Raw genomic sequence first — 22,030 nt, 5'->3', positions numbered from 1 at the left:
AAATCACCTTATTTTAGCTTTTTACAGGTTCAGAACCGGCTTTGCTGCTCTTCTCTGATTTCTTCACATAATCCATAATGAGCTTATAGTAAGCATTGGTCATCATCCAGATGCTTTCTTTTTCATCCTCGAAGAATTCAATGTTATAGCCATCAAGATTATTATTCAATGTTTTAATATAGTCTTTTAAAACTGTCGCGCCGCCGCCGACAAAATAGCAGATTTCAGTTTGTGAATTCTTAGCCCAGACATTGCGAAGCAGGCGGTATTGCTTTTTAGCCAGTTCGAGAAGGATGCGGTCTGTGATATCATGGACGCTTGTCCGGCTTCCTTTAACCATGATATGGTTGCGGTCATTCTTGCGCGTGATGATTTCTACAACATCCGTTCGGCTGTCTAACTCCACGCCATGCTTGCTGCGGATTTCTTCCCTAATTTGTTCCAATGCCTCAGAAACACCAAGGTTGAAGCCCTGTGCCTTATCATCATCAACATTACGGTTCTTGATGACTGCGATATCTGTTGATAAACCGCCGATATCCTGAATAAGAATTCTCCTATCGATAAGATCTTTGTTAATGATTTTCAGGCTATTGTCCATTACTAGATTGATATAAGCCGCGAAGCCTTCAGGATATACCTTTACTTCATCAAATTTGATATTTACTTTCAGACCCTGGTATTTAGGGGTAACAAGGAATTCTACCTGGTGTACAGATCCTACCAGCTTAGAACGGTAGCCAGCATCTTTTCCTTCCTTAACTTCACGAAGCGGAAGGCCAGTGCCTAGTGTATAATTCGCATCAATGACATTCTTGTTTTTTGGAAAAAGCTTAGCATTATCTTCATTGACAGCATCTAATGCAAGCGTAGCGAACAACATAATCAAAGTCTGATCTTCCTCGGACTTGCTGCTTCCAGGATCAAGTTCAGTTGCATTATCACTTTTCGTCGCAAGGTTGCCGACACGATAGATAGCATTATTATCTTTCAGGGCAGGGGAGTGGACACGAATATGAATTCCATCGAGAGGATCCTTCGTATCAAGCTCCTCAATACCGATTACCGGACGGTCTTCTGTGTCCCTTGCAACGATATTAGGGATGTTCAACTCATTATCAAATTCTCCAAGAATAGCTTTAATAGAATCGTTACCAACATCAACAGCTGCAATTCTAGATTTCGTCATTTCTATCAGTCCTTTTCATTAATCTAAGTTTATGTATACTCCCTTACTATTTTAAAGGTAAAGGTAAATAATAGATACTGCAAGAAAATCGATTAAAAAGAAATATAAATGTAAACATGTAAACAAGTTGTAAACCTTACTCCAGTTGTATACAATATTGTATACATATTGATTTGACGCGTTGTTTACATATTTGTATACATGTAAACGCAATTGTATACATATTGTTTACATTATGTATACTTGTTTACAAATTCGTATACATAAGATCTAATCTCTTTTATTTTCAATTATTTGCCATTTATTCCGCCCTGTCTCCCCTCCCCTACCTACCTTACGAACTAGTTTATTTTCACTATCAACAAAAGAGAGAGTCGTGCGAATGAAAAATCCTGTAAATAGTTAGGAAACAAAAAAAATAGGTAGGAATGAACAATTTTAAATAGTAGCAGTAGCGGGAATGTTGAAAGGAATTGAGTAATTGATAGAGGGAATATGAATTTTATGTTTCTATAGAAAGCATGAGGAGATATGCACATGAACTTAGAATCAAAAGAATCACATTTTCTTGGTGAGGTCGTCCGCCAAGAAAACCAACGCTCATTAAGCTAAATAAATATCCCCTCCCCTGTCTGGTGGTTTGGGTGGAATACAGTCGAAACCTGGCGAAAGAGGAAGAAGAGTAAACAAAAGCCAGACAAACGCCTGGCCAAAAATATTCTATATTTTCTTTACAAATTCAGATTTGAGCTTCATTGCTCCAAATCCCTCGAGTTTACACTCAATATCATGGTCGCCATCTACTAGACGGATATTTTTAGCCTTTGTCCCGATTTTAATCACGGAAGAGGTACCTTTTACTTTAAGGTCCTTGATGACAGAGACGGTGTCTCCATCGTTCAGCACATTGCCGTTCGCATCTCTGATCACTTTATTGTCTTCTCCATTGGCAGCATCTGCAGCAGGGTCCCATTCATGGGCGCATTCCGGGCAAACGAGCAGGGTGCCATCCTCATAAGTATATTCTGAACCGCATTTTGGGCAATTGGGCAAATTAGACATGTGTGAAGCCTCCATATTCCTCTTTTAATAACCTTAATTATAGCCAAGTTTCAGGGACATTCCTATGGTATTAGTAATGAAATGAATAAGCTTTGTATCAAGGTTCTTAAACGTGTATGAGCATCCAAAAAGAATTTCCAGGACTGTTTTACAATCGTTATCTATTACAAATGTCAGTTCATATATATTAAAATCATATCCAAAAAGAGCCCCGGCAGGACGACCAGTCATCCACCAGGGCTCTATTATTAGTTTTCTACAATTTCCTTACGATTTTTCTTAAACAATCTTGATAAAACTTCATATACAATCGGTACTATAATCAGCGTTAATAATGTTGAACTGGTCAATCCGCCAATTACGGTAATCGCCAGCCCCTTGGAGATCAGTCCGCCTCCGCCTGATCCTATCGCTAATGGAATCAAGGCGCCCACTGTAGCGATCGCTGTCATCAGGATTGGTCTTAAACGTGTAGCACCTGCCTCAAGGACTGCATCACGCATTGTGAGCCCTTCGCGTTCCATGTGAATGATTCGGTCTACAAGCACGATGGCGTTAGTTACGACGATACCAATCAGCATCAACAGACCCATCATGACAGAGACGGAGATGGTTTCTCCTCCGATAAGCAGCCCTACAAACGATCCAATGACTGCAAATGGAAGTGAGAATAGTATTGCAAATGGTGCGACACCCTCACGGAAGGTAACAACCAAGATGAAGTAGACGATTGCAATCGCAGCAAGCATCGCGGCGCCAAGCTGTGTGAATGTTTCCGTCATATCTGCCTGGACACCGGCCACTCCGACTTCCACGCCTTTAGGTAGGTCTAATTCATCGATTGCTTTTTCAGCGTCAGCACCTGCCTTTGAAATATCCTTGCTAATGACAGTCCCTGATACAGAAGCATAATACTGGCCTTTGCTGCGAGCCAAAGTATTCATCGTTGTACCTTCTTCAACACTTACTAATTCAGACAGCGGCATGGTTGTTCCGAGCGCTGTTGTACTTCAGTGGCAAGGATGTCATCGATTGATTCTGGCTGTTCAGCTTGCTCTTGCTGAACAATGACATCCAGTGACTCTCCATCTTTTTCAACAGTCGTCAAGATTTCTTTCGATTTGTTCGGATTGAGCATCATGATGATTTGTCCTGCTGTCAGTCCATATTGCAGCAATTCATCCTGTTCAACCTTAAAGGTGTATTCTACATAAGCATCTTCTGCACTGGAAGTTACGTCCTTCAAGCCGTCTACAGTTTTCATTTCTTCTTCTACCATTTTGACAGTGCTTGTTAATTTGTCTAAATCCTCACTATACAAGGTATAGCTGATCTCATTCTCAGGCATCGACATTCCGCCAAAGTTCTGGCTCTTCCATTCGCCGCTTTGGCCAATGTTAAAGACATAGTCCTCAAGTTCATCCCTTACTTCAGAGAAGTTATCCAATTCAGGGTCAAAGATGAGGTACATCAATGCTCCGCTTGCACCTCCGCCCATCATGGCCGTCATCTGATCGGCCTCGTCGTTAATCGATACCTGTACAATATCTATGTCATCGCGTTTAAGCATTTCTTCTTCTACTTCTGCCACATTCTCGATTGTTTCTTCCTTAAGCTCGCCTGCTTTAGGAGTATATGTCAGATACATGACCTTATCTTCTTCACTGCCCATGAAGCTGAAGCCGATGATAGGGGTCAAAGCAAGACTTCCGATAAGTAGGATAACCGCAATCAGTGAAGTAATGATCTTATGGTTAAGCGACTTATTCAATACACCCTTGTACCAATTGGACAGTTTCCCACCTTCCTTATGGCTGCTTTCAGACTTTTCACCATATAACTTCTTCTTGAATAAAAAGTGTGATAAAGCTGGTACAATCGTAATCGCAACTATTAGTGAAGCACCCAGTGCAAATGTCATCGTCAGGGCAAATGGTGCGAATAGTTCCCCTACCATGCCGCCTACAAAAATCAACGGTGCGAATACTGCAACCGTAACAAGAGTCGATGACAAAATCGGCTTGAACATTTCAATTGTCGCTTCACGTACAAGTGCCCGGCCTGTCAATCTCTCTTCTTTCAGATGCAGGCGGCGATATATATTTTCCACGACGACAATTGAGTCATCAATGACACGGCCAATCGCTACAGTAATCGCGCCAAGTGTCATGATATTAAGCGTAATATCCATCCAGTTCAATAGCAGCAATGCCATAAAAATCGAAACTGGAATCGAGACAATTGATATAATCGTAGATTTGAAGTCTCGCAAGAAAAGCAGGATAACAAGAATCGCAATTAATCCGCCAAATAAAGCTTTTTCAATCATTGTAAAAACCGATTCTTCAATTGGCTTTCCCTGATCAAGTGATACTTCAATGATTAACCCGTCGATTTTGGATTCTTCTTCTTTCACGATATCTTTCACTGCATTAACTACGTCAACAGTGTTTGCCTGCTGCTCTTTTACAATTTGCAAGGCTATCGCGTCTTTGCCATTTGTGCGGGAAATGGATTGAACTTTACCCACCAGTTCAATCTCGGCAAATTCGCTAAGTTTTACGAAAGGTGATGGATTTTCAGCAGAAGGCGTGACAGGAATCAGCATGTTTTTCAATTCATCTGTCGTCGTGAATTTGCCATCGACAGCAACGGCCTGCTCTCCTTCTTTGAACTCAAAGAGACCTAATGAAACGCCAAGATTGCTGGCTTGAATCATTTCCTCTACATTCGTTTCCGTTAATCCAAATTTCGCAAGTTTTGCTTCATCGTACGTTAAATTAACTTCTTCGATGTGCTGACCAGTCATAGTGACAGAAGCAACTCCATCGATTTTATCGATTTTCGGAAGAAGGATTTCCTCAACAGTGGATGTCAGTTCCACAATGTCCTCATTTGTGCTGCTGACACTCAACGCAGCAACCGGCATCATGTTCATGCTGATCGCTGTGATTGTTGGTTCCTGTGCCCCTTCCGGCAGCTTCACCATATCCAATGCAGACTGCAAAGCACGCTTGGCTTCATCCATATCGATGCCATACTCGTACTCCACCTGGATACTCGACATATTGGAGTAGGAATTCGAATAGACATATTTAACGTCTTCCAGTCCCTCCACCGCTTTTTCTATCGGAATCGACACATCCTCCATTACTTTTTCAGGAGTCGCCCCAGGATATACATCCATAACCATTAGGTATGGGATAGAAATATTAGGGATCGTCTCCATGTTCATCCGTGTGCCAGAGTAAATTCCTGATACAGTGATGATAATCGTAAGCAGCCATACGGCCAGTTTATTTCCAAGTACAAAATTGACTAAATTCTTCACTACTGCACCTACCTAAAAATGACTTTATTAACCATCATAATGTTACTGACTGACTGGTCATTTGTCAATTGTAGATGTACAGAAGTTACAATAAAAAGCATAAAAAAAACCGCCTCATAAAGAAGCGGATTTCGTCTTTTTACAATATAAGAATGTACAAAATTCACTTCGGTAATTGTCTAGCTCCTGCGCCTAGCCCCTCGAGTCGCTTCGGTCCGTCCATTGAAGTCAAAGAACGACTTCACTGGCCTGCCCTCCAGCGCTTGTCGGGGCTGACCAAGGCGCTTGCGCTTTTCTTATTGTCTAGCTCCTGCGCCTAGCCCCTCGAGTCGCTTCGGTCCGTCCATTGAAGTCAAAGAACGACTTCACTGGTACTGCCCCTCTCCAGCGCTTGTCGGGGCTGACCAAGGCGCTTGCGCTTTTCTTATTGTCTAGCTCCTGCGCCTAGCCCCTCGAGTCGCTTCGGTCCGTCCATTGAAGTCAAAGAACGACTTCACTGGCCTGCCCTCCAGCGCTTGTCGGGGCTGACCAAGGCGCTTGCGCTTTTCTTATTCATCATCTATTTCGCCGTCACGTATTTCATCTTCTTCCTCGACATCTTCCAGCTGTTCCCCTTCCTCAGGTGGTGCGTCATTGCCGCAGCCTGTCACTGTGAACATGGAGATGGCCAATAAAAACATCAACAATAGCTTTTTCATTAAACAATCCTCCTTTTGTTGAAGTTTTTCCTTTGCTTTATTTTTCTATGTAAGCTCATTTCTTAATTTGGACGCCTATCTAAAAAGAGATGAAACCGAAGTGTCATATCTTGATAATAATTATATTTATTGTAATAAATTTCAATATTAGCCGAACAATAATAACAAAGGAGTGACTAGTCGCATGAGTGGAACAAACGTAGAGCTGACTTCAACAGAGATATCGAATATCTGGTCTTCCTACTTGAAAAGCAGTATGGAGCTAAGGTTCTTTCAATATTTCTATGCAACTTCAGAGGATTCCGAGGTCAAAAATACAGTTGGAAAATTGGTGGAGTTTTCACAGAAGAGTCTCAATGACCTTAAAGCCATCTTCATAAAAGAGAACATGACGGTTCCTTTGGGCTTCACTGAAAAGGATGTCAGGCTTGAAGCAGATAAGGTATTTTCTGACACCTTTATCTTGTATATTTGCCATGATATAACGATGCTGTCGTTGAGTACATACCCAAGCGCTTTTCCTGATTGCACCAGGAAGGATGTCAGGGATTATTTCCAGAATGCTATTGAATTCACCCTGCGTATTCAAAATGAAATTACAGATTTGATGCTCTCACTAGGTGTATTTTTAAAATCGCCTCAGGTTGCCATGGACCATACGGTAGATTTAGTTGGTAACATGGATTATCTGAACGGCTTATTCGGTGGATCAAGGTCAGTAAACGCGGCAGAAATTGCAAACCTCTCAAGGGTTATCCATCGTGCCCGCTTTTCAAAAATGGTTTTGGTCACCTTCAGTAAACTGGCTTCCCACAAGGAAGTAAAACAGCATTTCAGCAAAGGAAGAGATGCGCTTGAAAAAGTCCTCGAATCGCTGGGAGATGTTTTTGAGAAAGAAAATATCCCCTATTCAGCTTCAGGTGACTATAATACTTTCGATGTGAAGTATTCACCCTTTTCCGATAAACTGATGCTGTTTTTCGTGAATACTTGCCTGGGAATGTTCTGCTTTATCATGATCAATCAAGCTCTGACCTCCAGTTTGAGGACGGATATCGTCACCAAATTCACGATGATTTCCACGCAAATGAAGAAGTTTTATGGAAAAGGCCTTCTTCTGTCAATCACCGAAAAATGGCTAGAACAGCCGCCGCAGGCTTTTGATCGGAAGGTATGAATTGCGTAGTATGGATATGTGGTAAAGATATATCCTAATGATGAAGGGCTATAAAAACCGCTAAACGGGTTCAGATAGTCCTTTTTTTAGTTTTTGCACTTAATACTTAGAATTTATCCTATCTTTTATAACTAATCCTATTGTCTGCTTTTCGAAACAAGTATAATTTAATAGTTAGTACTATCAAAACAGTGCATAACAATTCATAAAAAAAGAGGCGGTTCTAGAAAGTGAACATTTGGCATTCATACAAAAACTCATCTTTTATTTTAAAAATGACAGTCGGCTTCGTTTTAGGTATTTTAGCTGGCGTTCTATTTGGGGCGGAGGACGAGATTTTCAAACCTTTTGGAACACTGTTAATAAAATTGCTTAATCTCATCGCTACACCCGTTGTTTTCCTGACGGTTGTGCTCGCAGTCAATCAAATGATTCCTGCGCAATTAGGCAGGACAGGCGGAAAGCTGGTTCTTTATTATGGAGCGACAACGGCTGCTGCTGTCTTAATTGGACTCAGCCTTGCATTGTGGATCAACCCAGGGAGCTCCCTTACCCTTCCTAATGCGGAGGTAGAGAAGCCTGCGACACCTTCCATTTCTGACGTGATTTTCAATATTGTCCCGGATAATTTCTTCTCGGCTTTTACATCAGGCAACTTAATAGCCATCTTGTTCCTTGCAATCATTATTGGTTTTACGATTTCAGGGATGAGATTCGCGGCTGATGAGAAAATCCAAAACTACGGAGCTCAGCTGCAAACATTTTTAGAAGCGGCAAATGAGGTGTTCTTCAGGATATTGAAGGGCATCCTCCTATACGCGCCTATTGGTATTTTCGCGATAAGTGCTTCCACATTTGGCACACAGGGTTGGGACACATTAATTTCCCTATTGGAATTTACAGCAGTATTTTATATTGGAGTTATTATTCTTTGGGTCTTTGTTTACAGCGGAACATTGAAACTCTTCAAGATTCCGGTCAAAAGCTTCTTTGTTAACACGAAGGATGCCTATACGACAGCATTTTTTACTTCCAGCAGCATTGCCTCTTTGCCAGTGGCGATTGAAAGTGCAAAAAAGGCAGGCATCAGCGAGAGAATGGTGAATTTCAGTTTACCTTTAGGAGCTGTGTTCAATTCTGATGGGGGAGCGCTCCGGATGGGAGCATCGATCGTCTTTGCTGCCAATGTAACAGGTGTGAGCTTCTCACTGACTGATTTCATTACCATCGTCCTGATTGGGACTCTCCTTTCGATTGGCACAGCAGGCATTCCTGCGGCCGGGCTTGTGACCCTGTCAGTCGTGCTGACGATGTTTGATCTGCCGCTTGAGGTCGTTGCTCTGATTGCTGGCGTCGATGCGATCATCGGCATGGCCGGAACAGCATCGAATGTCGTAGGAGACGTCGTTGGTGCAGCAGTAGTTGATCAATCTGAAAAGAAAGCCGAAATGGCTGGTCAATAGAGACAAAGAGACCGCATCAGCTTTTAGATGCGGTCTTCACTATGCAATTATAAGTCAATCAGCACATTTCCCTTCCCCCGTGAAATACAGCTCAGCATCGTTTCATTGGAGCGCCGCTGTTCATCTGTCAGGAAGGAATCGTAGTGGTCAATCTCCCCCTCGGCTACCTTCACCTCACATGTTCCACACCCTCCAACTTTGCAGGAATACGGCACATCAATTCCACTTTCACGGAGGACATCCAGCATTGACCGTTCTGCAGGCACTTCAAGATGTTTGCCGCTCTGATTCAATGTTATTCTAAACGGGACCGTGTCCCTTTTCACAGGTGGTGCAAACAGTTCAAAATGGATATTGAATGCAGGATAGCCATAGCTTTTTGCTGCACTCTTGAATTCCTGGATCATTTTTTCGGGACCGCAAAAATAAACATGTGTGCCGATTTGGTGTTCCATAAGCAGCTCTGCTGACAAACGCTGCCGATTCTCTCCTTCAGAAAAATAAAAATGGCACTTACCAGGGTAAGTCTCGTTCAGGAAATCCCGAAAGGCGCATTGCTGTTTTGACTTTGCTGCATAATGAAGCTCAAAGGATTGGTTATTTTCGCTAAGGTCAGACATCATTGATAAAAATGGTGTAATCCCGATACCAGCTGCATAAAAAACATGATGCTTAGCCTGAAAACTCAATGGAAAATGGTTCTTCGGATAGCTGACTTTTACAATATCCCCTTCAGAGACATGATGATGCCAGTACTCTGACCCTCCAGTTGAAGGCTCTGCAAGTCGAACTGCTATTTCGAGCAACCCAGGCTCTGATAGATTAAAAATTGAATATGACCTTTCCAATGTCCCCGAAGCTTTCGGCAAATAAGCAGTGATATGTGATCCCCCGCTGAATGCCGGCAGCTTCGATCCATTCAGCGCCTGAAGGGTGAATCTTTTGATTGTTGCCGTTTCTTTTATTATTGATTTTACACGTACTTCATGGGTAGATTTCTTATGCAATCAAAAGCTCCTCCTATTCTATTTGATCGTTATATAACCCAAAAACGCATCCAAACGGCTTGAATAGTGATCCGACATTTCCAGCTCCTGTCCGCAGTGCCCGCAAACGATATACGACTGATTCGATACTTCATTTTTGCCATGGCAAGTGCAGCAAACCAGTTTCTTACTGACAGGTCCGATAGCTTGTGATTGCATGTCATGTTGGGAAAAGCCTGCCTTCATCGCTACTCCTTGTATCCTTTTTACAAAATCAAATGTCCCCGAAATGTATAAATACGTACCCATTTTCTGCTTTACGAACCATTGATTGACAATTTCTTCGTCACTTTCTTCTTGTAAAATATGAAACTCAAATGGTACATTCTCATTCAATGCCTGCTGAACGAGAATATGTAAGTTTTGATTTCCTTCTGAATCGGTACAAAATAAAAGCTTTCTTTTACCTTTGGCATATGAAAACATATCTGGAATCACCTTTTTTCCAGTTCATCTTCTAAATACTCCAAAACAACGTCCCGGTAAAGAGAGATCCCTTTGTAGTCAGCAATGAACGACGGCAGTTCATGTAGAATTGCTGAAAATTGCTCCAGCCACGGTGTGTGCTGAATGAATTTTTCAAGCGGAAGCATATGGGAGTGGATCGTAAATAAGATTCCATTGTTTTTTGGCAGGCGGAATAATTTTTGGACCTCCACCCGTATATGCACAAACTCGCCAACATTTTCTTTCGTCACTTTTTTTCGATCCTGCCCCCATTCCGCAAAGGTTTCAAGCGATGTATCCAGACGATTACCTGCCATTAGTGACCAGTTTTTTCTCCACCATGGGCTTCCTGCCTCGAGTCTCATCAAGAACTGGAGGATGCGATCATCAAGAGAATCTGATTGAAATCCTGGAATGGGCTTATGTATTTCTTTGAATGACATCCCCGCATCAAAAAATAGTGACCAATTTGCAGGAAAACAGAGCTGCCCTGCATCCAGGAACAGATCACCATCCCTCTGCATCATTAAAATAAGGTCTTCCTGAACATGCCTGCCGACAAAATCCAGAGGATCTAATTGCAAAGTCGTTTGATCACCAAATATGAATGTTTCCTCCTCGCCTGTAAGAAGGTTAGTAAACACCCACTGATTACTTTTCTCTGCCAGTTTGAATTTTTCAGGATAGCAAATGGCAAGGTGATGAAGGATTAGATCCAGCACTTCCCACTGGGACTCCATTGTAAAAGGAGAAGCATAATAACAGCGTTCCGGATGGTTGGATAACAATTTTCTTTTTAAATGAATTTCATCCAAATAATATTCCGTCAATTCAATGGCAATTGGTGGATTTAATGGAATGGCATTGTTAGAATATCTATATACATCACGATCGCTAAAAGGATAAGGAAAAGATAGATTTTTTTCAGTGGAGTTCATTCAATCACTCCTTTTCAGAATTTTTCATTTACTTAATACTATACAGAAGTTTTCAGATGAATTCACAGGAAAAAGTGGACTAGTCACTCAGTACAAGCAATTGCGCTCTTATTATGGCTACATTTTTATAACCCGTATAAATGCATGTTTTTTTTGAAATAATTATTAAGAACTCTATGTGGTGTTTATTACTTGACACTTAATAAGTTTTATATAATAATCGTTACTGTATTAGAATTATTCTAGTTTACCAAATAGTTAACTGAACACATCAGTAAAACTATTTCAAAAATAATCCAACCATTCAAGGAGGAAATTAATCATGGCATTAATCGGCACTCAAGTTTTACCATTCACAGCAAACGCATTCCAAAAGGGTGAATTCATCACTGTTACTGAAGAAAACCTTAAAGGTAAGTGGAGCGTAGTTGTCTTCTATCCAGCAGACTTCACATTCGTATGCCCTACTGAGCTTGAAGACATGCAAAACGAATATGCTACATTAAAAGAAATGGGAGCTGAAGTATACTCTGTATCTACTGATACTCACTTCACTCACAAAGCATGGCATGACCACTCTGAAGCGATTGGCAAAATCGAGTACATCATGATCGGAGACCCTTCACAGAAGATTTCTCGCAACTTCGATGTATTGAACGAAGAAGATGGTCTTGCAGAGCGCGGAACATTCATCATCGATCCAGACGGCGTTATCCAAACTGTTGAAATCAATGCAGGCGGAATCGGCCGTGACGCTAGCCAGGTTGTAAGCAAGCTAAAAGCTGCACAATATGTACGCAACAACCCAGGCGAAGTTTGCCCTGCTAAATGGCAAGAAGGCGGAGAAACTCTTAAGCCAAGCCTTGATCTTGTAGGAAAGATTTAAGGGGTACTCACCCATGTTATTAGATGCAGATATAAAAGCACAATTAGCCCAATATCTTCAAATGATGGAGGGCGATGTGCTGCTTAAAGTTAGCGCAGGATCGGATGATGTATCACGAGATATGCTGGCTTTAGTCGATGAATTGGCAACAATGTCATCCCACATCAAAGTGGAGCATGCCGAATTAGAAAGAACACCTAGCTTCAGTGTCAACCGTCCTGGTGAAGACACTGGCGTGACTTTTGCGGGCATCCCTTTAGGACATGAATTCACTTCATTAGTCCTTGCTCTGCTGCAAGTTAGCGGAAGAGCTCCTAAGGTAGACCAGAAAGTCATCGATCAGGTAAAAGCGATCAAAGAGGAATATCGTTTTGAAACTTATGTCAGCCTGAGCTGCCATAACTGCCCTGATGTGGTTCAGGCTTTAAATGTAATGAGTGTTTTAAATCCTGATATCTCCCATACGATGATTGACGGTGCAGCTTTTAAAGATGAAGTTGAAACTAAACAGATCATGGCTGTGCCAACAGTAATGCTGAATGGCGAGCCATTCGGAAGCGGACGTATGTCACTGGAAGAAATCCTTGCTAAAATGGGTTCTGGTCCTGATGCATCAGAGCTCAATGACAAAGACCCTTACGATGTTCTTGTTATCGGCGGAGGACCTGCTGGATCAAGCGCGGCTATCTATGCTGCTCGTAAAGGCATCCGTACAGGTATTGTCGCTGAACGCTTCGGCGGACAGGTAATGGATACTTTGGGGATTGAGAACTTCATCAGCGTGAAGCATACTGAAGGTCCAAAGCTTGTTGCAAGCCTTGAGGAGCACGTTAAAGAGTATGGCGTTGATATCATGAACCTGCAGCGTGCCACACGCCTTGAGAAGAAAGAACTTATCGAGGTAGAACTTGAAAATGGTGCTGTTTTGAAGAGCAAGACCGTGATCATTTCCACTGGTGCCCGCTGGCGTAATGTCAACGTTCCAGGAGAAGCAGAGTTCAAGAACAAAGGCGTTGCCTACTGCCCTCACTGTGACGGACCATTGTTTGAAGGAAAAGATGTTGCTGTCATCGGCGGAGGAAACTCTGGTGTTGAAGCAGCCATCGACCTAGCGGGTATCGTTAAACATGTGACAGTGCTGGAATTCATGCCAGAATTAAAAGCCGATGCTGTCCTGCAGGAGCGCCTAAACAGCCTTCCTAACGTAACAGTCGTCAAGAACGCACAAACAAAAGAAATCACGGGAACTGACAAAGTAAACGGGATTTCATACATTGACCGTGATACAGGTGAAGAACACCACGTTGAATTACAGGGTGTATTCGTCCAGATTGGCCTTGTACCGAACACAGAATGGCTGGGAGACACGCTTGAGCGCACTCGCTTCGGTGAGATCGTCGTGAACAAGCATGGCGCTACAGACCTTCCTGGTGTCTTTGCTGCAGGCGATTGCACGGACAGTGCATACAAGCAAATCATCATCTCCATGGGATCAGGTGCAACCGCATCATTGGGTGCTTTTGATTACTTGATTCGGAACTAAAGATAAAACCGCTTTGCTGCCGGAATGGCAGTCGAGCGGTTTTTTTGTTGTTTGAATTAGATAGATTATTTACGTCAACACGCCCTACCTAACTAAATAACGATCTTTTCTTGACAGCTTTAACCTCTTTCACCTGAAACCTGTCACAATAACGGCCTTTTCTTGACAGCTTTGGGCTCTTTCACCTGATACCTGTCACAATAACAGCTCTTTCTTGACAGCTTTGCCCTCTTTCACCTGATACCTGTCACAATAACAGCTCTTTCTTGACAGCTTTGGGCTCTTTCACCTGAAACCTGTCACAATAACGGACTTTTCTTGACAGCTTTGGGCTCTTTCACCTGAAACCTGTCACAATAACAGCTCTTTCTTGACAGCTTTGCCCTCTTTCACCTGAAACCTGTCACAATAACAGCTCTTTCTTGACAGCTTTGCCCTCTTTCACCTGAAACCTGTCACAATAACAGCTCTTTCTTGACAGCTTTGCCCTCTTTCAGCTGAAACCTGTCACAATAACAGCTCTTTCTTGACAGCTTTGGGCTCTTACACCTCAAACCTGTCACAATAACCGGCTTTTCTTGACAGCTTTGGGCTCTTTCCCTGAAACCTGTCACAATAACGGACTTTTCTTGACAGCTTTGCCCTCTTTCACCTGATACCTGTCACAATAACAGCTCTTTCTTGACAGCTTTGCCCTCTTTCACCTGAAACCTGTCACAATAACAGCTCTTTCTTGACAGCTTTGCCCTCTTTCACCTGAAACCTGTCACAATAACAGCTCTTTCTTGACAGCTTTGCCCTCTTTCACCTGAAACCTGTCACAATATCAGCTCTTTCTTGACAGCTTTGGCCTCTTTCAGCTGAAACCTGTCACAATAACAGCTCTTTCTTGACAGCTTTGCCCTCTTTTCCTTAAAAGCTGTCTTAATAACAACGTACTCTAGATAGCCGTGGCCGTGGCCGTAGCCCTAGCCCTGGACCTACCCGTTAAAAGCGTCTAAATAACGAGGACCATACCTGCAGAAAGTAATATAACCCTAGTATTAAATTTACTCTCCACCTAACAAAAAACCTTCAATCCAACTTGGATCAAAGGTTCTAGTCATCTAGCAAATCAGCTATACACTCTCTCTTTTTCATTTAAGCCCAGTGTCGTCGCTGTAGTTTCATGAATCTCATGGAACAGCTGCGGATTATCCACTAATGACACGCCATAGGTAGGGACCATTTCCTTTATTTTATCTTTCCAACCAAACATCTGCTCAGGGAAGCATTTTTCCAACACTTCCAGCATGACGTTTACGGCAGTAGATGCACCAGGTGATGCACCTAGCAATGCGGCTACTGACCCATCAGCGGCACTTACAACCTCTGTACCGAACTGTAGTGTCCCTTTGCCAGTTTCGGTATCTTTGATAACCTGTACCCGCTGTCCTGCTACTACGATACTCCAATCCTCGCTCTTAGCATTAGGAATAAACTCACGGAGTTCTTCCATCCTTTTTTCATGAGAGAGCATCACTTGCTCGATCAAATACTTAGTCAATGCCATTTCTTTCATGCCTGCTGCCAACATTGTAATCACGTTATTCGGTTTTACAGTACTGATTAAATCAAGATTAGAGCCTGTTTTTAAGAACTTTGGTGAGAAACCGGCATACGGCCCAAACAGCAAGCTCTTCTTGTTATCGATAAACCTTGTATCAAGGTGCGGAACAGACATCGGAGGAGCGCCAACCTTTGCTTTTCCGTAAACTTTAGCATGGTGCTGCTCTACGACTTCTGGGTTGTTGCAGACCATGAACAGTCCACTAACAGGGAATCCGCCAATACGTTTTGATTCAGGAATACCTGTCTTTTGCAGTAATGGCAGACTTCCGCCTCCGCCGCCGATAAAAATGAATTTCGCAGTATGATATTCCGTTTTACCGCTTTCAAGGTTTTGCACTTTTAGTTCCCATAAGCCATCACTTGTACGATTGATATCTTTAACACTATGGTGATAGTTAATCTCGACATTTTTACTCTCCAAATGCTCAAACAACATGCGAGTTAACGCACCAAAGTTAACATCCGTTCCTGAGTCAATTTTAGTTGCCGCAATCGGATCATTCGTGGTACGGCCTTCCATGACTAACGGAATCCATTCTTTCAGTTTTTCAGTGTCTTCAGAGTATTCCATCCCCTGAAACATAGGAATATCTGAAAGCGCTTTAAATCGTTTTTTCAAAAACTCAACATTTTTTTCGCCTTCTACTAGACTCATATGTGGCAGCGCCCTGATAAAGTCCTGCGGATTACGAATCAAATTGCTCTTCACCAGATAAGACCAAAATTGTCTTGAAATTTGAAATTGCTCATTTACGTTAATTGCCTTGCTAATATCTATCGAACCGTCGGGTTTTTCAGGTGTATAATTCAACTCACACAGAGCAGCATGCCCAGTACCCGCATTATTCCATTCATTGGAGCTCTCTTCACCAGCAGAAGCTAGTTTTTCAAACACTTTAATGTCCCAGTCTGGTGCTAACTCTTTCAGTAAGGATCCCAACGTCGCACTCATGACTCCGGCACCAATTAAGATAACGTCTGTTGCTTTCTGTATGTTGCTCATTATACCCTTCCTTATCCCTTATATTATAGTAGGTGCGCTGTTTCGCTCTCACCTGATAGCACACCTTTTCCATCCATGTTAAAACCATAACATAATCTATTATAATAACTTATACTTTAAAATATCTACTATTTACTGATTATTATAAACTATTTTTCCATAGTAAAAAAGTGAGAAGTCTCTCCACAAGGTTTAGAAGAAAGCTAAATCTACTGAAAAGCAAGCATCAGAACTGAAAAACTCTATTATCTTAATTCTCTACAAAAAACATTGATATGGCTCCCGGACCTACATGGGTTCCAACAGAAACTCCCATTTGCATGATATAAATAGCACCTGAAAATCCTGCTTCTTCCAGGATCTTTTGTTTTAGCGTTTCAGCAACGGTCTTATCCGATGTATATCCAATGAGAATAAATTCTGTCATTTCCTTGTCGTTTCGTTTAATGAACTCTTGTACATAATGCCTCAGTACTCTATTACGGCCTCTTTCCTTTGCAACGATTGCTCCTTTTCCTTGCTTCATCGTCATGATTGGCTTGAGCATAAGAATCTTGCCGATAAATGCACTTGCATTCGTGAGTCTGCCACTCTTGATTAAATGATTTAGGTCATCAACAGATAGGAAGTGTTTCACTTTTGTTTTGTATGTTTCATTAAATTGGATGATTTCATCAAACGATGCTCCCTGCTCTCGCATCATCGCACTTTTCATGATTAACCAGCCGCTGCCATGGCTCATGCATTTAGAATCGACTATATGGATGTTAACGGTCGACTCAGGTGATTCTTCATAAAAATAATCTTTAGCTAACACAGCTGATTGATACGCACCGCTTGTCCCGCTGGACATACATACACATAAAATTTCCGTGCATCCATCATTCACGGCTTCCTTTATGATCTTAAGGTATTCTTCCGGACTTGGCATCCCTGTTGTTGGATGCTCATTTAACCCTTCCAACATCCCAAAGAAATCATTCGGCTCAATATCCACTCGATCTTTATATAGCTTGCCCTCAATATTTATTGTCAGTGGTGCTAAACTAATGTCATATAATTCAAGAACTTCCTTCGATAAATCACAAGTTGAATCAGCCATAATTTTTATCATCTGTATCCTCCAAGTAAGTGACTCCCCTTATCTTAACCTAATCGCTACTTAAGTTAATACATATTTTTTAAGGCTTATTCCGTAAACTATTGGTTTGGACAATAATGGAAAATAAAGGATCGAAGTTTTAGCCATTCATTGATTATGGAAGCATTCGAAAAGTGCAACTTAAAGTGATTTAATAAACTATATTTAACTAATCGAACCGTTTTTTTCCTTTTTTTATACATAGATTCCTTCAAGGTGAAAATAATAAATGAGGATAAATTCTTTGAAGGGACTAAACATTATGGACAACGTTTTAATTGCACGCTCCTTATTTGGCACCACGATGGCATTCCACATCATATTTGCAACGATTGGTGTTGGCTTGCCATTAATGATTCTTACAGCAGAATTAATCTACCAGAAGACAAAGAACTATGAATATGTTGTGATGGTCAAACGTTGGACGAAAGCTTTTGCTGTTCTGCTTGGTGTAGGTATACCAACAGGTACGATAGCTGGTGTTCAATTATCCCTATTGTGGCCGGGATTCATGGAAGTAATAGGACGAGTTATGCCACTGCCTTTTCAGATTGAAATATATGCTTTCTTCGTTGAAGCACTTTTTATGTCTATTTATGTTTATGCAGCTGAAAGGATTTCTCCTTGGTTGAGAGTTTTAAGCCTAACGTTAGTCGCTTTAGGTGCATTGGCTTCTGCCGTATTAATCACCAATGTGCATGCCTTTCAGGGAACTCCAGCTGGTTTCCGTTATGAAAACGGGCAAATTGTAGATATTGACCCGTGGGCAGCCTTTTTCAACCCTGGTTTTGCGGTTACAGCCTTGCATGTGGCCGTTTCTGCTTATGTTGTAGGAGCATTTGTCGTTGCCTCTGTTTCAGCTTTTAAAATGCTGCGAAACGAATATGGATCACGACTCTATCGATTCCATCAGAAAGCCCTGATGATCAGCCTTGTAGTGGGAGGAATCTTTTCTTTCCTGACAGCGATTAACGGGCATGCTGCTGCACAATATTTACATGAATACCAGCCGGAAAAACTTGCAGCTGCAGAAGGATTATTTGAGACCCAGTCACATGCTCCCCTGGCTATAGGCGGATTTACGGATAGAGAAACCGAAGAGGTTAAGTGGGGAATAGAAGTTCCCTGGGCATTAAGCTTCCTGGCAGGAAACAGCTTTGACACTGTCGTTGTGGGTTTGAATGACTTTCCTGAAGAGCTTTAGCCACCTTTATTCATTCATACCCTTTTTAATGTAATGGTTTTAATAGGCTCTTTTCTCATCTTACTCGCTTTACTTGGAATAGCCTGGAAATGGTTTTTAAAGAAGGAACAATTTCCGAAATTTTTCCTTTGGATACTGGTTTTTTCAGGTCCTTTAGCCATCATTGCCATTGAGTGCGGCTGGATCTTTGCTTGCACAGACCGTCAGCCATGGGTGATTTATCGCGTGTTAAAAACCGCTGATGCTGCGACCTCGGCAACAAATTTAGGAGTTCTTTCCCTCTTGTTTTTTAGTGTCTATATCATTTTAGGAATTGCCGTTGTTTCTGTGCTTCTGTACTACTTTAGAAAGAATACGGTAATGGATGACTTTGAAAGAGCGGAGAATAAGGGGATCCCTCTTTACGGTTCAAATTCTTAGGAGGAAACACAATGACAGATGCACTTTTAGCGATCACAGTACTTTGGGGGTTTGTATTTATTTACGCAGTAATGGCAACGATGGATTTTGGTGCCGGTTTTTGGTCAATGATCTATATCAATCGAGACAAAACAAAAGCTACCAATGTAGCCAATCGTTATTTATCACCAACATGGGAAGTGACGAACACCTTTATCGTTGCTTTAGTCATTGCTTTGTATAGCCTTTTTCCAAAAGCAACCTATACATTGGGGACCATTCTCATCATACCAGGAAGTGCTATTTTACTGTTATTGGCACTCCGTAGTGCTTTCTTGGTTTTTTCTAATATTGCAACTGACTATCGAAAGCCTCTCACGTATATATCAGGCATTACCGGAATTATTATTCCGGGAATTTTAATTGCCGTATTACCAATTACACATGGTCAAGCTATTGACTATGTAAATGGAACAGCCAATTTAAACCTGACCACCCTTTTCACAAGTCCCAACACCTATGCATTCATTGGTTTTGCCATTAGCAGTACACTCTTTTTATCTTCCTTACTATTAGCTGACTATTCGAAGGTATCTAGAGAGATGCATGCATACAAAGTTTATCTTAAGGACGGACAGATTTTTGGTCCTGTTTCCTTAATTATGGCATTTTTCATTATGCTCACATTAAGAAATGAGGCTCCCTGGTTATACGATCGAATGATCACGGATTTACCCTTGCTATGGTTATCTATCGGATTCTTTTTGATTGCTGGATTGGGTTTATTTCTGCCATCGTTTACGGATAAGGGTGTTCGCGGAATGCCCCGGCTTGCTGTTGTAGCTACTGTCTTTCAATATTTAGTTGCTAGTTATGTGTATGGGAAAGCACATTTGCCATATATCATATACCCTGATATAACCATTCAGGAGGCCTTTACAGATCCAAATTCATTCAGAGCCGTGTTTACTACTTACATTGTAGGATTTGCAATCCTGTTTCCTGGCTTCTTCTACTTTTGGCGATTATTTATGAATGATAAGCAATATTTACAGCAAGTGGGAAAGGAAAAAGAGTAATACGGAAATTCAGGGATGTTTTTTAAGACTTGAGGTGATATCCGTATGCCGATGTTAGATATAGATGGAACGAATATATATTTTACAGTCAAGGGTGAAGGTATTCCGCTCGTTTTTATCCATCCTCCTACGCTAACATTTGTTGCAAAGCAGCTGCTGAAGTAAATAAATTAATTAGTCACTTTGTCAAAAAACAACATACGATATGAGAATGAATATTTTTACTATGATTAAAATGGAGACGGATTTTAATCACTGTCGGCCAAACTCGATGAGAACCGAGCTTGCCGACAGTATTGATCTATGTTGTTACCAGCTACTCCACTCTCCTAGCTGCCTGCTGAATAGGATCCCATACGCCATTATATGGGGGGAGCATACGCCAAATCTAAGTCGAGCAGTTCATCGGTCGTCATCGAATGAAATATGGCCGTCGCCAGGACATCAATTCGTTTATCGACCCCATTTTCCCCAATGATTTGCCCGCCAAGAACTTTATGTGTCTCTTTGTGATAGACAAGTTTTAATTTCATCTTTTTATCATCTGGATAATACCCAGCGATATCAGTTGCTGTGATAGTTACAGAGCCACAAGGAATATTTAGCCTATTTGCCTCTTTTTCTGATAGCCCTGTTCTCCCAAGGGTTAACCTGAAAAACTTAATAATCGAAGTGCCTACAATTCCTTTAAACGTTTTATGTACATCAACCATGTTCAATCCCGCGATTTGCCCTTGCTTATTGGCATGTGTTCCCAGCGGGACATGATCATCCTTTTCTTTTACTCGGTGATATTGTGTGGCACAATCTCCCGCCGCATAGATATCCTCCAAACTGGTTTGCATATAGGCATTGACCTGGATTGCACCATTTTCAATTGTTTTGATTCCTGTTCCTTCTAAAAAGGAAGTATTGGGCTTCACACCTACAGCAACTAGCACCAAATCGGTTTCATACTCTCCTTTATCGGTTTTCACGGATTCCACATGGTCCCTTCCGCCGAATGCCTCCACGGATTCACCCATTTTCAACACAAAGTTTTGCTTTACTGCTTCTTCATGAATCAGTTCCGCCATGTCTGTATCAAATATTTTGGCTAATTGCTCATTTCTTTCAATGATCGTTACCTTCTTGCCGAGCTCCGCAAAACTCTCGGCCATTTCAAGCCCAATGTAGCCGCCGCCAATCACCGTCACATGATTTATATCTTTCTCTAGATAATCCATGATTGCCTTTGCATCAGGGATGGTCTTTAATGAGAAAATACCAGGAAGTGTCACACCTTCCCACTTTGGAATGACCGAGCTTACACCAGTAGCAATCAGAAGGCGGTCATATGGAAGGCTAAACGTTTCACCATTGCTATGGTTGATTCCGCTGACCATTTTATTTTCTGTGTCTACCTTTTGGACCTCATGAAATACCCGAGCATCAATGCCATATTTCTCTTTAAAAGTCGACTGAGTGCGAGCGATTAAGTCATCTGTGGACTCAATCTTCCCACTGATCACATAAGGAAGGCCGCATTGACCGTACGAATAGACGCCTCCTTTTTCCAACACAGTGATTTCATGTCCAGAGCTGTTTCGTACCATTTGCATCGCAGCACTCATGCCCGCTGCATCCCCGCCAATAATAAGTATTTTCATCTTCATCCCTCCATTCCTTGTGTATCCATTTATTACTCATCTTTAAACATTGGGTTTATCAGTGGCTTGAAAAAAATGCTGATTTACCAACCTGATGTATCTTACGCTGTAATTCTTTCTTCATCATTCCATCAATGGAACGGATTGGACGATCATATGCTTAA

At 41.7% G+C, this 22,030-nt stretch carries 13 protein-coding genes and 3 pseudogenes; 6 read left to right on the top strand and 10 right to left on the bottom strand.

The genetic code is table 11. The annotated features are described in order from the left end of the window. Nucleotides 1–13: 13 nt before the first annotated feature. From LC048_RS23360 to LC048_RS23345, 4 genes and pseudogenes are all read right to left on the bottom strand, one after another. Nucleotides 14–1,189 (bottom strand): ParM/StbA family protein, encoded by a 1,176-nt coding sequence (locus tag LC048_RS23360; RefSeq protein WP_306048908.1) that lies wholly within the window; start codon nucleotides 1,187–1,189, stop codon nucleotides 14–16. Between the two features lie 720 nt (nucleotides 1,190–1,909). Then, nucleotides 1,910–2,251: a zinc ribbon domain-containing protein YjdM gene (locus tag LC048_RS23355; RefSeq protein WP_226603395.1), complete on the bottom strand. Its 342-nt coding sequence runs from the start codon at nucleotides 2,249–2,251 to the stop codon at nucleotides 1,910–1,912. A gap of 248 nt (nucleotides 2,252–2,499) precedes the next feature. Next, nucleotides 2,500–5,582: pseudogene (locus tag LC048_RS23350) on the bottom strand (efflux RND transporter permease subunit). A gap of 548 nt (nucleotides 5,583–6,130) precedes the next feature. Continuing rightward, nucleotides 6,131–6,280 carry a hypothetical protein gene (locus LC048_RS23345; RefSeq protein ID WP_226603400.1) on the bottom strand — a complete coding sequence of 50 codons (150 nt, stop codon included), beginning with the start codon at nucleotides 6,278–6,280 and terminating at the stop codon, nucleotides 6,131–6,133. Between the two features lie 184 nt (nucleotides 6,281–6,464). Here LC048_RS23345 and LC048_RS23340 point away from each other — a divergent pair, with 184 nt between their 5' ends. Both LC048_RS23340 and LC048_RS23335 read left to right on the top strand, forming a co-directional pair. Then, on the top strand, nucleotides 6,465–7,457 hold the full coding sequence (locus LC048_RS23340) for a DUF3231 family protein (protein WP_306048907.1): 993 nt from the start codon (nucleotides 6,465–6,467) through the stop codon (nucleotides 7,455–7,457). A gap of 230 nt (nucleotides 7,458–7,687) precedes the next feature. Continuing rightward, nucleotides 7,688–8,920 (top strand): dicarboxylate/amino acid:cation symporter, encoded by a 1,233-nt coding sequence (locus tag LC048_RS23335; RefSeq protein ID WP_306048905.1) that lies wholly within the window; start codon nucleotides 7,688–7,690, stop codon nucleotides 8,918–8,920. 47 nt (nucleotides 8,921–8,967) lie between these two features. On the opposite strand, the gene LC048_RS23330 is transcribed toward LC048_RS23335, so the two are convergent. From LC048_RS23330 to LC048_RS23320, 3 genes are read right to left on the bottom strand one after another with little or no spacing between them, the layout of a single operon-like run. Next, nucleotides 8,968–9,927, bottom strand: coding sequence for a PDR/VanB family oxidoreductase (locus LC048_RS23330; RefSeq protein ID WP_226603408.1), 960 nt, complete (start codon nucleotides 9,925–9,927; stop codon nucleotides 8,968–8,970). Between the two features lie 18 nt (nucleotides 9,928–9,945). Continuing rightward, a complete protein-coding gene (locus LC048_RS23325; protein ID WP_226603410.1) occupies nucleotides 9,946–10,392 on the bottom strand; it encodes a dimethylamine monooxygenase subunit DmmA family protein in 447 nt (148 codons plus the stop codon). Nucleotides 10,393–10,400: 8 nt separating this feature from the next. After that, nucleotides 10,401–11,351, bottom strand: a complete 951-nt coding sequence (locus LC048_RS23320) for a heme-dependent oxidative N-demethylase family protein (protein ID WP_306048903.1) — start codon at nucleotides 11,349–11,351, stop codon at nucleotides 10,401–10,403. A 322-nt stretch (nucleotides 11,352–11,673) separates the two neighbouring features. Between LC048_RS23320 and ahpC the strand changes: the two genes are divergently transcribed. Beyond that, the gene (ahpC, locus tag LC048_RS23315) at nucleotides 11,674–12,237 is read left to right on the top strand and encodes an alkyl hydroperoxide reductase subunit C (protein ID WP_226603416.1); all 564 of its coding nucleotides are present in this window, start codon (nucleotides 11,674–11,676) and stop codon (nucleotides 12,235–12,237) included. 13 nt (nucleotides 12,238–12,250) lie between these two features. After that, a complete protein-coding gene (gene ahpF, locus LC048_RS23310) occupies nucleotides 12,251–13,780 on the top strand; it encodes an alkyl hydroperoxide reductase subunit F (protein WP_226603418.1) in 1,530 nt (509 codons plus the stop codon). A 1,114-nt stretch (nucleotides 13,781–14,894) separates the two neighbouring features. On the opposite strand, the gene LC048_RS23305 is transcribed toward ahpF, so the two are convergent. Both LC048_RS23305 and LC048_RS23300 read right to left on the bottom strand, forming a co-directional pair. Continuing rightward, nucleotides 14,895–16,394 carry a malate:quinone oxidoreductase gene (locus LC048_RS23305; protein ID WP_226603422.1) on the bottom strand — a complete coding sequence of 500 codons (1,500 nt, stop codon included), beginning with the start codon at nucleotides 16,392–16,394 and terminating at the stop codon, nucleotides 14,895–14,897. Between the two features lie 250 nt (nucleotides 16,395–16,644). Beyond that, nucleotides 16,645–17,508 carry a DegV family protein gene (locus LC048_RS23300; protein ID WP_226603424.1) on the bottom strand — a complete coding sequence of 288 codons (864 nt, stop codon included), beginning with the start codon at nucleotides 17,506–17,508 and terminating at the stop codon, nucleotides 16,645–16,647. A gap of 289 nt (nucleotides 17,509–17,797) precedes the next feature. Between LC048_RS23300 and LC048_RS23295 the strand changes: the two are divergent. Beyond that, nucleotides 17,798–19,159: pseudogene (locus tag LC048_RS23295) on the top strand (cytochrome ubiquinol oxidase subunit I). Between the two features lie 11 nt (nucleotides 19,160–19,170). Then, nucleotides 19,171–20,217, top strand: a complete 1,047-nt coding sequence (locus tag LC048_RS23290; protein ID WP_226603435.1) for a cytochrome d ubiquinol oxidase subunit II — start codon at nucleotides 19,171–19,173, stop codon at nucleotides 20,215–20,217. Nucleotides 20,218–20,533: 316 nt separating this feature from the next. Here the strand turns inward: LC048_RS23290 and LC048_RS23280 are convergent. Continuing rightward, nucleotides 20,534–21,866: pseudogene (locus LC048_RS23280) on the bottom strand (CoA-disulfide reductase). Nucleotides 21,867–22,030 lie beyond the last annotated feature (164 nt).

Source organism: Mesobacillus subterraneus (assembly GCF_020524355.2).
In the GTDB taxonomy this organism is placed as follows: Bacteria; Bacillota; Bacilli; order Bacillales; family Cytobacillaceae; genus Mesobacillus; species Mesobacillus subterraneus_C.
The sequence above is the reverse complement of the archived record's forward strand: the minus strand, read 5'-3'. Positions and strand labels throughout refer to the sequence as shown.

Excerpts from the sequence above, each read along its gene's own strand:
- LC048_RS23360 (WP_306048908.1), bottom strand. The coding sequence starts at position 1,189 with ATGACGAAATCTAGAATTGCAGCTGTTGATGTTGGTAACGATTCTATT.
- LC048_RS23355 (WP_226603395.1), bottom strand. The coding sequence starts at position 2,251 with ATGTCTAATTTGCCCAATTGCCCAAAATGCGGTTCAGAATATACTTAT.
- LC048_RS23345 (WP_226603400.1), bottom strand. The coding sequence starts at position 6,280 with ATGAAAAAGCTATTGTTGATGTTTTTATTGGCCATCTCCATGTTCACA.
- LC048_RS23340 (WP_306048907.1), top strand. The coding sequence starts at position 6,465 with ATGAGTGGAACAAACGTAGAGCTGACTTCAACAGAGATATCGAATATC.
- LC048_RS23325 (WP_226603410.1), bottom strand. The coding sequence starts at position 10,392 with ATGTTTTCATATGCCAAAGGTAAAAGAAAGCTTTTATTTTGTACCGAT.
- LC048_RS23320 (WP_306048903.1), bottom strand. The coding sequence starts at position 11,351 with ATGAACTCCACTGAAAAAAATCTATCTTTTCCTTATCCTTTTAGCGAT.
- ahpC (WP_226603416.1), top strand. The coding sequence starts at position 11,674 with ATGGCATTAATCGGCACTCAAGTTTTACCATTCACAGCAAACGCATTC.
- ahpF (WP_226603418.1), top strand. The coding sequence starts at position 12,251 with ATGTTATTAGATGCAGATATAAAAGCACAATTAGCCCAATATCTTCAA.
- LC048_RS23305 (WP_226603422.1), bottom strand. The coding sequence starts at position 16,394 with ATGAGCAACATACAGAAAGCAACAGACGTTATCTTAATTGGTGCCGGA.
- LC048_RS23300 (WP_226603424.1), bottom strand. The coding sequence starts at position 17,508 with ATGATAAAAATTATGGCTGATTCAACTTGTGATTTATCGAAGGAAGTT.
- LC048_RS23290 (WP_226603435.1), top strand. The coding sequence starts at position 19,171 with ATGACAGATGCACTTTTAGCGATCACAGTACTTTGGGGGTTTGTATTT.